Origin of the sequence: Legionella sp. D16C41, from assembly GCF_048541585.1 — a bacterium.
Classification (GTDB): Bacteria; Pseudomonadota; Gammaproteobacteria; order Legionellales; family Legionellaceae; genus Legionella_C.
Genome location: NZ_CP183303.1, coordinates 1,703,482 through 1,716,569 on the forward strand (window position 1 = coordinate 1,703,482; position 13,088 = coordinate 1,716,569).

Below are 13,088 nucleotides of genomic sequence, written 5' to 3' on the forward strand. Positions count from 1 at the left end.
AAAACGTTATAACAACCAAAGAAGTAGGGCCAAGTTGGATTGATTTTTAACAGCCTTGCAGATGATTTTTCGCATCCCACCATACTTATGCTAAGCTGTTACAGGTTGTAAGGATTATTTAATTAATAATAAGGAAGAGTTATGAAAAAATGGATCCTACCCTCACTAGTATTTTCACAATTACTGAATGCTGCGCCTTGCCCGTTTGATCAATCAAAAAACTGTGATTTGAAAACGGATATCTTAAAGGATAAATCAGCACAGGGCTTAAATTTTTATGCCCCCACTAATTATGATCATCGTATATCGGGTGAAATTAATGTTTATGATGTATCAAAAGTGATTAAAAAAGCGGATGGCACCTTAACGCTATTAGCTGATGTTGTTAATCCCGGCTTTTGGCGCTCGGGTGAAATTATGACCCGCGCTAATCTAACAGCTCCCCCTTATAACTCGCCTACGCCATCAGCTGTTTGGACAACCCAAACTACCACTCATGGTTATGTCGAAGTTAATGTTAAACTACCTTCGTGCACTGTCAGTACTGATGGTAAATGTCAAAATGGTAGTAATCCTGCAGAATATAATCGCGGACTTTGGCCTGCCATTTGGATGGAGCCTACCTTTGATGCTAATTGGCCACAAAATGGTGAAATTGACATTATGGAGGCTTATCTAAAAAATACAGCGTTTAATATCGTGACCGCGACATTGCATTTTAATGGTAATGATCCTCGTTGTGGTGGTAACGATTGCCGCGGTATAGGTTTTGGTTTAGGTAATCATACCTTTCCTGAATTAGCTTACGCAAAACCGCATACTTGGGGATTTGAATGGGAAAAAGACCCACAAAGCACGAAGGGAGGATATATCCTTAACGGTTATATTGATAACGCTAAAATATGGGGACCGCTGCGCACCGATACGTTGCCTGCTGATGGCCCTAATGCCCTAAGCCGTGGTTTTAATGACCCGAATGGCGGTTATTATTTAATTGTTAACTTAGCGGTAGGCGGTCCTTATGCTGATGCACCTAATCCGCAAATGAAACGTGCTAGTATGGATGTTAACAGTATTAAAGTCTATCAAGTAGGTGGTAGCGGCCCAGCCAATAAGTGTCTTGCACCAACTAATATTACTTCGTCTTATACTGCTGATAAAAAAAGCGCTACCCTTAATTGGCAGCAGCCACAAGGTAGTTTGCCTATTCAATTATACCGGGTTAAAGATTGTCAAAAGCGCCTCCTTTGGGAAGGTAACCAACTAACTTTTACTGATAAGATGCTACCTGGCGAGCCTGGAAATTATGTATACTTTTTAAGCTCCGTGTGTAATGGCCAAGAGTCCTCCAATGTAGAATATGATGTCAATATGACAACGGATGATGTTTGTAATCCGCCAAGTAATATTAACGCAACTTATACGCCAGACAAAAAATCAATTACATTAACATGGACTGCGCCTGCTAGTGGCTCTGCTGCTGCCTCTTATGAGATAAGTGATTGGATGAAGCATGTCATGTGGCAAGGTAATGCATTAACGTTTACTGATAAATCACTCCCAGGCACTGCTGGAAAATTTACCTACTTTGTAGACACTGTTTGTCAAAATGGTAAGCGTTCTGAATTAGTTCAAAAAGATGTTATGATTCCTTAATAGCTATTTTTAGTTAGGCTTCTTTTAATAGAAGCCTAACCTGATAGATTCTTTTTTTCTATTTTTATTAAAGCTTTAATTGACTAATACGTTTCTTCCTTTCATGATAATAAGCTTTTGCAAAAGGTAAGCGCTTATTGTGTATCGTATTTACTATTTATTAAAAACTGCTTTATTGTCTGTGTTGGCTAAACGAACTGTTGGAGTAAGAGCCTTATTGATAAGAGAAAATGAAACTTTATTAGTGAAACACACTTATCAAGCGGGTTGGTATACTATAGGGGGTGGGGTTGAACCCGGTGAAACAGCGCATCAAGCTTTACTACGCGAAATTAAAGAAGAGGTAGGAGCGACATTAACTACGCCGCCCCAATTGTTTGCTGTGTATTATAGCCGTAATGAACGGCGAGACGATTACATCATTTTTTATATCTGTCATGTTTATCAGCAAGAAAGGGTTCATTCACCAGAAATTGCTGAGCAGCAATGGTTTAACTTAAATCAGTTGCCCACCGATATATCGCCTGCTACTAAGAAGCGAATTGAGGAATACTTAGGTAGGGCTGAGATAAGTGAGTATTGGTAGGAGTTACCAGTACCTAAATAAATAACTTAATTTTTTTAATTTTTCTTTTATAATGCCCTAATTCTTCATAAATAGAGCAGTTATGTATTCAAACGTTATTGTTCGCACGCCTGCGACAAGTCTAATTCATGGCCTAACATCACAAACGACAAGCTCACCTGATTATGCCCAAGCGTTAGTACAGCATCAACATTATATTAATGCATTAAAGAAAGGTGGCACAGAGGTAACGATTCTTCCTGCTATAGCAGAATATCCGGATGCCTGTTTTGTTGAAGATGTTGCTTTATTAACAGAAAAAATAGCTATTTTAACACGGCCTGGCGCCTTAACTCGCCAAGGAGAAGTCGCTTTAATCGAACCGTGCATTAAATCATTTTATCAAGACAAAATTACCTCTATCAACGCCCCGGGCACGCTTGAGGCAGGCGATATTTTAAGGGTTAACAATCACTTTTATATCGGTCTTTCCAAGCGCACCAATCAAGAAGGTGCTACCCAATTAGCGGCCATTTTAACAGCGTATGGCTATACCAGTTCAACTATTGAATTAAAAGAATACTTGCATTTAAAGACAGGCGTCTCATATTTAGGTGAGGGCTATTTATTAGTTGCAGGGGAGCTTATTGATCATCCAGCATTTTCTAGCTTTAAACAAATCAAAGTATTGCCTGAAGAAACGTATGCTGCCAATACGATAACCATTAATAATACCATTTTAATGCCTTCAGGATTTTCTATCACCAGCAAAGCAGTAGAAGCGTTAGGTTTTAACATCTGTCCGCTTGCTATGTCAGAATTTCAAAAAATTGATGGTGGCTTAAGCTGCTTATCATTGAGATTTTAATGGCAAAAAAATTAACTAGCTTTAAATTAGCACTGATTATTGTTTGCTCCGTCGATAGCATTCGCAATCTACCCGCTATAGCTATTATTGGGCAGGATTTATTTTTATATTTTGGGCTTGCTTTTGGCCTTTTTCTTTTGCCAAGCGCCTATATTGCCAGTTGGTTTACTCAGTATTCTGATGAAGGCATTTATGGTTGGGTTAAATTAAGCTTGAGCAAAAAATTAGGTTTTATTGCTATTTCGCTGCAATTGATGCAAAACCTTTTTATTTTTCCTACTTTTTTAGCTTTTATTGCGGGGTTAATATTATATTGTCTTGCACCAACATTAACCCAAAATAACCTACTTATTTTTCTTATTGCTAATGGCTTAATTTGGGGGCTCACTGGTTTAAATACTCATGGATTTGCCTTATCTTCCCGCTTAACAGTGATTTGCGCGCTGCTAGGATTAATTATTCCTTTTATAATAATTTTAGTCATTGGCAGTAACTGGCTAATACTCTATCCGCAAGCGTTAAAAACCTTGCCTACAAACGCTGAGCATTCTTGGGCGGCTTTAACCGCCATTATTCTTTCTTTCTGCGGTATTGAAATTGCAGCAGTACATGCTAAAGAAAGTAAAGAAAAAGCCTTGCCTAAAGCTATAGCGCTTTCTGTTATTATTATTTTTGTCACCATGCTATTTGGCGCGTTAACGCTCGCCCTGATTATTCCTGCCGAGCAGTTAAATTTTATTACTGGTATTCCTGAATTATTTCATTTTTTCTTCAAACAAATTAATTTAGCGCCCCTTGCTTTGCTTATAGATTTATTAATTATTGTAGGTTGCCTAGGTTGTGCAAATAATTGGCTAATCTCTCCTATTAAAGGACTAGCTTTTGCTGCAGGTACTATAACTGATAGGCGTGTTCATAAAGCGTTATTGCTGGGGCAGGCCGCTATTGTTTCTATTATTAGCAGCCTTTTTTTATTTTTCCCCTCATTAAATGCTTCTTATTGGATAATGATTGTGTTAGCGACGCAAATGTATTTAGTAATGTATTTTTTAATGTTCATTGGCGCTATCTGCTTAGCACGACGATTAAAAGGAAATACAAACTTAAGGTGGCAAGTTTTAATTTTAGCAAGCCTTGGACTTGTTGGTTCAACAATTGCTTTTGTCGTGAGCTTTTCTCCACCAGCAACGTTAACCATTACACCCGCAAACTATCAACTAGCACTGCTATTAAGTTTTTGCGGTACTCTTACCTTTATAGTAGGCGGATATTATCTTTTTAGCTATAAATTGGTTAAGCTAAGCCCACTTGCTTAACTATTAAAAAAATTTTTAATCACTTGCGCAAATTGTTCGGGATATTCAAGATAAGGTACGTGGCCACACTCTTTAAAGCAAAAATAGTGCGCATTGGGAATTTGTTGGGCTAGTAACTTGACTGTTGCTTCATTAAAAATTAAATCTTGCTCCGAGCCAAGCACTAAAGTAGGCACTTTAATGTTCTTAGCCCACGCACTAGCATCGAAATGAGTAAGGGCTGCATATTGCCCTTCATAGCCTGCTAGAGTAAAAGGGTAAGGGTTATTTAGCGCAAGCTCAATCAGCTCATCAAACTTTCCTGGTTTAGAAAGAAATTGATAAGAAAACACCCAACTAAGCGAGCTTCTAAGCACGGGAATAATGGGGGCTTGAGCTCTTAGTAATTCAAGTTGGGCCGCGAGATAAAATTGATAGGGCGTATTGAGGGTCATAACGGAATTACTAATTACGGCTGACTGAAGTAAATCGGGATAGTGATACGCTAAGGTTTGTACAATACAGCCACCCATCGAATTGCCAACTACATAAACCTTACTAAAGCCAAGCTTATCACACAAGGCAACCACATCATCAGCCATTTGCTTGATAGTATAGGCCGTGTTTGGTGCATCAGTTTGGCCTGCCCCACGGTTATCTAATAAAATTAACTGATAGTCATCTTGCAAATAAGTTAATACATCTTGCCAAACGGTATGATCCACGCTAAATCCTGCAATAAAAATAATGGGCTCGCCTTGACCATGTGTTTCATAATACAAGGAAATATCATTAATTTTTATCTTTGGCATTTTAGTTTAACTCCGTCCATATTTATTTAAATTTAGTTTAGATTAAGTAACTACTTATTAATTTCTAGGTTAGCAAAATGTAATAAATAGGACAAATAAAAATCTTTATTACTAAATAATAATCACATTGATTCTTTTTTAATAAAATGGTATTATTGTAAAACTTTTATTCAAATTGTTTTATTTTAAAATGAACTTCAATAAACCCTCTTTTTTTTCTTTTGAAGATGAGCCCAAAAAACCTGAGTTAGCTGACGTTAGAACAGAAATTAATAAAATGTTAGATGCTCAAATTGATTATAATAAATTATTATATAAACAGATATATAATGGCTCTACTGAAGAGGCCTATGAAATTATGGCCTCATTGTATATTGACTTAGAAGATTGCCCCGAACCTGTTAATCAAATTAATGATGAGGTGTTTAAGCTTGTAAAACAAGAAACGATGACTCAAATTATTGAGGATTTAAAAGATTATAAAGTAATGAAGCAACATGTTGCTGATACTGGTAATATTGATTACCTCTATGTAAGCATGTATCTTTCCTATAATATACTACTTAATAATCTTTATAAAATTAACGCTAAAAGTATTAGAGCAGTCCTTTCTCATTTTTTTAAAGATCCTGTGCTTGAACAAAAAACTCGCAAAGCATTAGAGAACATAAATAATAAAACATCAGATATAACTCTTGAAATACGGGCTCTAAATCAAGCCTTAAAGTCACTCGAAGCTCATGTAAGTCCGCACTGCCTTCGTCTTTTTGACGAGATAGAAATTTGTAATATACAAGAATCTGCTAGTTATGCAGCTATAGGTATTTCATTTAAAAAAAGCGCCTTTAACAGTAAAATTCAAAGAAATGCCGAACAGTTTTTAATTAAATACCCAGACAATAATTCATTACGTGAATTGATAAAACAGTGTGACAGTGCTATTGATGAGCTAACTGCACCAGTCGACAGTAAAGGCGATATCTTTGTCAATACAATTACGGTATTTGAGAGGATGAAGCACAAATATGAAGTAGAAGCTAGGCTTGAAACACTACTTAACCAATTAAAGCAGGAAGAAAAGCAAAGGCAACTGCAAGCTGTCGTTACATTATCACCCATTTTGCCATCTGCCAACAAGCAACCACCTGAAATAGCGCCCACACATCCAGAAAAAACGCCAGCAACTTTAGCAAATTTAAATAAGAAAGAGCCGCCAGCTAAAAATTATCAACCAGATATAAAACCAAACGAAGAGCCCGCTTTGTCAGAAAGTATTACACAACCTGATGCCAAAGAAGGAAAAGACCAAGATGATACAGTGTCTGCATCTACAAAAAACGAGAGTAAGCAGGAAAAAGATAATGCTACGTCAACACTTACAAAAAATGAGGGTAAGCAGGAAAAAACTCAGCATAAAGTAGTTTATACACAACCTCATTATTCACATTTTAATACCAAACCTAAAGTCAATGAAGTAAGTGCAAGTAAACCTCAATCGGCACAAAAAATCTTTATTAAAGGTTTTCATAATACCCAGCATGAAGAAACACTACTAAATTTATTTACAGATAAGCAGGTAAGGATAAAACAACAGGTACCTAAGCCGAGTAAGAAAGCTTTAATAGCGCTTTGTGAAGCTTTAAACGGTCAAATAGTAACTACAGGGGCTAATCGGTGTCGAATCAGTATAAATAATATTCACGCTCATATTTTACTCCCTGGAAAAAAAGCTAAGAAAAATGCTAAAAAAACCAGCGAAAAAACTGCTCAAAAAACTAATGAATGTAAAAAAGCAACCGTGACTATGCATGGGGGCGGTCAAAGTGCTAAGCCTAGCCAAAGACAAAGAGAAACACCTGACTATCTTATCGGGCAATTTCAATCAGCGTTAACTCGAGCTGGTTATACACCCGACAGCTTAGGTTTAACACCGAGTTTGCAGGAAAATGTAGCTAATACACCTAGAGCTAAGTAAGCGCTAAGCTTAAGTTTGTGATATAGTTGGCCTCCTCATTTTTCACACTCTGTTTAACAGCATGACTCGAGATCAACTCAACATTGTAAAATTAACTGCCTTAGGTGGCATTTTAGAATTTTATGATTTTACTATCTATGCACTGTTTGCACCGTATTTAAGTTATCATTTTTTTGCCAACACTAATGTATTAATTAGCTTAATTAATACCTTTGCTGTTTTTGCTTTAGGTTATTTAGCTCGCCCGATAGGTGGCATTGTTTTTGGCCATTTAGGCGATAAGTTCGGCCGCAAGAGAGCTTTTTCGCTAGCCGTTTTTCTAATGGCACTGGCCACACTATTAATAGGTTGTTTGCCTAGTTATCAAACGATTGGTTCGATTGCAACGCTGATATTAATCCTACTACGTTTATTACAGGGCTTTTCCGTAGGCGGCGAGATCCCGGGAGCTGCCATTTTCATTATTGAGCATGTGGCAAAAGCCAGGCATGGTTTTTCCATTGGTTTCGTTTTTATGAGTATTACGCTTGGCAATACCTTAGGTGCCATAGTGGGGTTATTCTTAACGACTATGTTGTCAGAAAATCAGATGATGGCTTGGGGTTGGCGAATTCCTTTTATTTTAGGTTTTATTTTAGGCCTGATTAGTTTTATTATTCGGCGCAAGGTCATTGAAACGCCTGTCTTTTTAAAACTACAAGAGCAGAAAAAAACACAGCAAATTCCACTTTTTAACGTGTTAAAAATGTCGCGTCCTGCATTAATAAATGGTTTTTTACTGAGTGCGGTGCCTGCCTCTATTATTTCCTTATTTCTTTATTTGCCAAGTTATCTAACCAATTTTGTGGGAATAAAAATTTCCTATACTTATTGGCTTAACCTGCTAAGCTTTTTAGGCTTTGCGCTAATGACCGTTTTTGCAGGTTGGTTATCAGATTATTTTTCTCGGCAAAAATTATTTCTAGGGGCGACCTTAAGCTTAATCTTTTTGAGTTACTTTTTATTTTATAATTTAACGGCGCAAGGGGAGATATTTCTTTTACCATTTTTAGCTGGTTTCGTTTTATTAGGCGGCTTAATTAATGGCAGCTATGTCGTGCTGCTGGTTGAATCTTTTCCGCCTTCTTTGCGCTATTCTGGGGTAGGGCTAAGTTACAGTTTAGGAGTAGCTCTTTTTGGTGGCATTGCGCCTTTGGGATTTACCTGGTTAATTCAAACTTTTGATTGCAACGAAGCACCAGCTTTTTATCTGATAGGCTCGGCAGTATTTACTTTTATAGCGGTTATTAATCTTAGTTTTAAAGCTAAGGCGAAAATTATTGAGGCAATTTGAACTAATTTAAAGCAAAACTTACTAGAGGATATATACTTACTCTAGTAATGATATTTTTGTAATGACAGTTAGATTATAAGATTGTCTGGTAATTGAGGTAAGTTATGATAATTAATCCCTTGGCTTATCATCCTAAAGGTGACAAAGAAAACTCTGCTTATTTTAATGAATATAAAACTAAAATTTATGAAAGAAGATGCACCTCAGGACTTGAAGATTTATACGGCGATATGTGTGGGATCGTGGTACAAGTGCAAACAGGCGATGCGATTGCCTACTTAAAGGAATTATATTATATGACGCCTTATCGCTACGCGAAAAGCTATATTAGCGATACACATAAAATTTATTGTTTAGTAAATCCTGAAGAAGCGCCAGTTTATATTGTCCTTGAACCATTAGATCCTAACTTTAAAGATGATATCACCCGTCTTAATAAAATGTATCCTAATGCACGACCAAAATTTAATGCGCGTTACGTCGGTGAAATTTATCATTGTAAGGATAAAGATGAGGTACGAAAAATTTTAATTTCGCATGACTTTAATTTTAGTATTCCTGAGATGACTGAGAATAAATTTTATTGCAGTAAACATATTCATTTTACCAAACTCTCGGATTTTACTTATAACAGTGTTGGTTATACCAATGACTATATACGTGATTTCGATAGCTTAGAATTAGGACAACGCTTTTCGCTTACCAAAGAGCAAGAAAGCATTCTCAATGAAGCAGATGAATGGAGTATAGCGCAGGGTACAAAAGGATTACTTAAAGGGATTGATCACATGGCCACCCGCATTTTAGCAGGGGAGCGAGAAGATGCGATTTTAGAGTTTCTATGCTTATCCAATTATTATTTTTGGGGAGCTTATAATATTTATGATATGAACTCTTCAACGAACGTTAATCGCAGCCCGCATGGTAATGATATTCGCTCTCCAGCCAAAGTGTTTACAGCTAATAATACACCTTACATGGTTAACTCGTTTGAAAATCTACCCATGCCCACGGAAACGTTTGTCCGTAATTATGGTCGGCGCATGCATCATATTGCCTATGAAATCAAAGATGGTGATCATCCTTCAGGCCAGAAAAATCTTGATTATGTAGTCAATACCATTCGTGATAATCTACCTATTCAATTTTTAGCGCAAGTTTTTGGCGCATGCTCTGATGCGCCTGATTTAAAACAAATCTTTTCTAAGCATTCTAATTACTCGTTATTAATTACAGAGTATGTAGAACGTTGCCACGGCTTTGATGGCTTTTTCACTAAAGAAAATGTAGCGGCGTTAACTGATGCGGCAAGCCTGGATGAAGGTCTAGACCAGTACCATCAAACAGTAGGAGACTAAGTAAAAAAAATGTCAACCTAGCTCTTCGCGTAGTTTTTTAATAACCTGCTCAGCGCCATAATGGTTTAAATGATCGCCATTAACATAATAGGGAAACTTAGCATCACGCGCATAACATTTATTATTCAGACAAAATATAGGCTTAGGATCAAATAATTTGACTTGCGGAAACTCACTCAGTAATTCAGTCAGTACTGCGTCATAGGGGGCCATTCGCTGGGTGTAATTAGTAAAATCTACCCAGCAATCAGTTTTAATTGGCTGAAAAGAAAAACGCACCGACCGTACTTGAAAACAGGAATTAATATCAAAATCTAAATCAGGAATATCTTTTAAAAAAACCACTTCTTTCTTAGCGTCTAAAATAGTAGTGAGTAAGCGTCTACCATTTTCTTTAAAACTTTTTGCCTCTACTAAATTTACCGGTTTTGCATGCCGCCAATGGCCTTTGGCTATTGAAAAACCACCACTCATTAAATAAGACCAATAACCGGATAAATAGACTCGTTTAATACTTGAATTGTTTTTTAAAAACGACAAGAGGGCATTAAATTTTTCCTTACAATCACCCTGCAAAAATTGATGGCCGGTAAAAGGAAAGCAGGAAGTTTGCGCAATCATCAAGATAGATTTATCCGAAAATTGTTTCCATATTGCATTATAATAATGACGGGTATGAGAATCGCCAATAAACATAATCTCTGGCATAGCCTGTTTTGATAACTTACAACCGGCATCAAAGGCATAGGATTTAAATTCTGGTAGCAACGTAGTGCAGTCAACATCATTGACCGGTGGGAAAGGATTATTGATTAACTCTATCAGTTCACTCGTTTGTTTTGCTTTAAAAAGCGACTCAGCCTTAAAATAAATGATACCGCCTAGAAGGCCTATAAGGCTCATTAAAATTAATAAGATAGGCGTTTGCTTTTTACAAGCTTTGTTGAAACGAATAGGTCGCTCAACAAACTGATAAGTAATCCAGGCTAAAAGGATGGCCACCCCAACTGCTGTTAATGCAAGTGCTCTACTAACATGAAGTTCGGTAATTTTTAAAAATGATAAAATAGGCCAATGCCATAAATACAGGGGAAAACTAATTAAACCTAACCAAACCATTAGCCGATTGGCTAACACTGTTTTATTTAACCAAGCGTTGCTGCCAGCCGCAATAATTAATACAGTACCTACACTGGGTAAAATTGCCCAAAAACCTGGAAAGTAGAACGTTTTCTTAACTTTAAAATGAGCATATAAAATGAAACTAAACCCGATTAAGGCTACTACGTGATTTAATAGATTAGGGCTTAAGCGAAAAAAATCTTGCTTAAAGAGAGTAGTTAAGTAATGATGAAAACGTAATTTAATAGAGGTTAATTCTTGCGCTTTATATAAAGTAACCCACGCTAATAAGCTGCCTAATAATAACTCCCAAAAACGAGTTTGAGGGAAATAAAAGGTAGCTATTTCATCATGCCGAATGGTTTTAATATTAAGCATAAATGAAAACGCTATTAGCGAGGTAATAATAACTAAAGTAGTTAAGCGCTTCTTGCAAGCTAGCCATAATAAAAGAGGCCAGACAATGTAGAATTGTTCCTCAATGCCTAAGCTCCATAGATGCAATAGCGGTTTATAATGCGCCGCTTTATCAAAATATCCCGCTTCTTGCCATAAAATAAAATTGGAAATAAAGCTTGCGCCACCAGCTATATGTTTTCCTAGTTGTTGATATTCAGCAGAAAATAAAACCACCCACCCAAACAACATACAACTTACCAAGACAATTGATAAAGCAGGAAATAAGCGTTTAATGCGTTTAGCGTAAAAGGAGCGAAAACTAAAGGTATTGGCTTCTAAATTAGTTAATAAAATAGTTGAGATTAGAAACCCCGAAATAACAAAAAAAATATCAACCCCAATAAACCCGCCAGGCAGGCTATGTGGTAAGGCATGAAATCCCACTACCGAGATTACCGCTAATGCTCTTAAGCCATCAATATCGGGGCGATAAGGAGCAGTGGTCATGAACTTTTCACTCATAATTTGTTAATTTATATTAGGGAGTTGAGCAATGCTCTTGCTTGAGCTGGTTACACTGAAATAATTGTTATATACTTTTTTTGCTTAAAAAACAAATATAAAAGAATCATTACCCCTATACGGGGTTAAGCATCATTGATTTTACTTCTGCTAAGCTAAAAGTTAAGAACTATCATTAATTAGATAAGATGAATACTATACTTTTACCAGACTTAGCACCTTTCATTCAAGAATTAAAGGCTTTAAAGGTAGATGAGCATGATGAAGCATACAATAGACAAAGCGTATCTTTACTAGTAAAAACCTGGGTTAAAGAGCCTACCTGGCTTTCAGAGCAATTTAAGCAGGTTAATAATTTAAGTGGCTTTAGTTCATGGCTTATTCATGAAGAGCCTAATCATTCTTTAGCGGTTAATCTAGTCGCTTGGGAGCCAGGTCGAGAAATCACTCCTCATGATCACAATACTTGGGCTGTCGTAGGTTGCGTGTGTGGCATTGAAGAAAATTATTTTTGGACCAGGCTTGATGATGGCCTAATACCTGATTATGCCGAGCTTAAGCGTGAAGAGCCGGCTATTGTGTGTCATCCTGGTGAAGTAATTAGTATCGCTGCCAACCAAATTCATAGTGTGATTAATAAAACTAACGACATCGCGGTTTCACTGCATGTTTATGGTATGAATTTAAATTTTACTAACCGTTTGCAATATGACCCTCTTAATAAACGCGCCAAGCCTTTCTTTATTAGTTACAGTTAAATAACGCATCCTATAAGAAGCTTTATTCCGCCCCAAACTACTTATATTGACATATCGGGAAATTACGATATAATGATTATTATGAATATTATTCAAGTATTAAAAGCCTTGTCAAATGAAAGGCGCTTACAAATTGTAGAGTGGTTAAAAGAACCTGCTAAACACTTTAGCTCATCGCATTGCGATGTGAGCATCGATGGGGTATGTGTGGGCCTTATCGAAAAGAAAGCAGGTTTATCACAATCTACTATTTCAGCTTATTTAGCGCAATTACATCAAGCAGGTATTATTACCATGGAGCGACAAGGGCAGTGGACTTATTGCAAATTAAACCGCGCATTTATTGAGCAGTTTTTCCAAGATTTTAAAGCAAAAATATAAATTTTTTTACCTCTTTATATCGGGAATTTGCGATATTTAGAACT

The 13,088-nt window shown here is 36.7% G+C and carries 11 protein-coding genes; 9 read left to right on the forward strand and 2 right to left on the reverse strand.

Features of this window, described 5'->3' with window-relative positions:
- Window positions 1-141 precede the first annotated feature (141 nt).
- The 4 genes from ACNVED_RS07475 (at window position 142) to ACNVED_RS07490 (ending at window position 4,405) form a co-directional block, all read left to right on the forward strand.
- Window positions 142-1,656, forward strand: coding sequence for a glycoside hydrolase family 16 protein (locus tag ACNVED_RS07475; RefSeq protein WP_419418398.1), 1,515 nt, complete (start codon window positions 142-144; stop codon window positions 1,654-1,656).
- 139 nt (window positions 1,657-1,795) lie between these two features.
- Window positions 1,796-2,242: an NUDIX domain-containing protein gene (locus tag ACNVED_RS07480; protein WP_419418399.1), complete on the forward strand. Its 447-nt coding sequence runs from the start codon at window positions 1,796-1,798 to the stop codon at window positions 2,240-2,242.
- Window positions 2,243-2,324: 82 nt separating this feature from the next.
- The gene (locus ACNVED_RS07485; RefSeq protein ID WP_419418400.1) at window positions 2,325-3,089 is read left to right on the forward strand and encodes a dimethylarginine dimethylaminohydrolase family protein; all 765 of its coding nucleotides are present in this window, start codon (window positions 2,325-2,327) and stop codon (window positions 3,087-3,089) included.
- Window positions 3,089-4,405 (forward strand): APC family permease, encoded by a 1,317-nt coding sequence (locus ACNVED_RS07490; protein ID WP_419418401.1) that lies wholly within the window; start codon window positions 3,089-3,091, stop codon window positions 4,403-4,405. The genes ACNVED_RS07485 and ACNVED_RS07490 overlap by 1 nt, the downstream gene beginning before the upstream one ends.
- Here ACNVED_RS07490 and ACNVED_RS07495 read toward each other — a convergent pair.
- Window positions 4,402-5,196, reverse strand: a complete 795-nt coding sequence (locus tag ACNVED_RS07495) for an alpha/beta fold hydrolase (protein WP_419418402.1) — start codon at window positions 5,194-5,196, stop codon at window positions 4,402-4,404. The two genes, ACNVED_RS07490 and ACNVED_RS07495, sit on opposite strands and share 4 nt — an antisense overlap.
- A gap of 190 nt (window positions 5,197-5,386) precedes the next feature.
- Here ACNVED_RS07495 and ACNVED_RS07500 point away from each other — a divergent pair, with 190 nt between their 5' ends.
- The 3 genes from ACNVED_RS07500 to ACNVED_RS07510 all read left to right on the forward strand — a co-directional run bounded on the left by ACNVED_RS07500 (window position 5,387) and on the right by ACNVED_RS07510 (window position 9,862).
- A complete protein-coding gene (locus tag ACNVED_RS07500; RefSeq protein WP_419418403.1) occupies window positions 5,387-7,171 on the forward strand; it encodes a hypothetical protein in 1,785 nt (594 codons plus the stop codon).
- 61 nt (window positions 7,172-7,232) lie between these two features.
- A complete protein-coding gene (locus ACNVED_RS07505) occupies window positions 7,233-8,504 on the forward strand; it encodes an MFS transporter (protein ID WP_419418404.1) in 1,272 nt (423 codons plus the stop codon).
- Between the two features lie 107 nt (window positions 8,505-8,611).
- Window positions 8,612-9,862, forward strand: coding sequence for a hypothetical protein (locus ACNVED_RS07510; protein WP_419421157.1), 1,251 nt, complete (start codon window positions 8,612-8,614; stop codon window positions 9,860-9,862).
- A gap of 12 nt (window positions 9,863-9,874) precedes the next feature.
- Here the strand turns inward: ACNVED_RS07510 and ACNVED_RS07515 are convergent, their stop codons facing one another.
- Window positions 9,875-11,905 carry an acyltransferase family protein gene (locus ACNVED_RS07515; RefSeq protein WP_419418405.1) on the reverse strand — a complete coding sequence of 677 codons (2,031 nt, stop codon included), beginning with the start codon at window positions 11,903-11,905 and terminating at the stop codon, window positions 9,875-9,877.
- A 188-nt stretch (window positions 11,906-12,093) separates the two neighbouring features.
- Here ACNVED_RS07515 and ACNVED_RS07520 point away from each other — a divergent pair, with 188 nt between their 5' ends.
- Entirely contained in the window at window positions 12,094-12,663 is a 570-nt protein-coding gene (locus ACNVED_RS07520) for a cupin (protein ID WP_419418406.1), read from the forward strand.
- An 81-nt stretch (window positions 12,664-12,744) separates the two neighbouring features.
- On the forward strand, window positions 12,745-13,044 hold the full coding sequence (locus ACNVED_RS07525) for an ArsR/SmtB family transcription factor (protein ID WP_419418407.1): 300 nt from the start codon (window positions 12,745-12,747) through the stop codon (window positions 13,042-13,044).
- The last annotated feature ends 44 nt before the right edge of the window (window positions 13,045-13,088 follow it).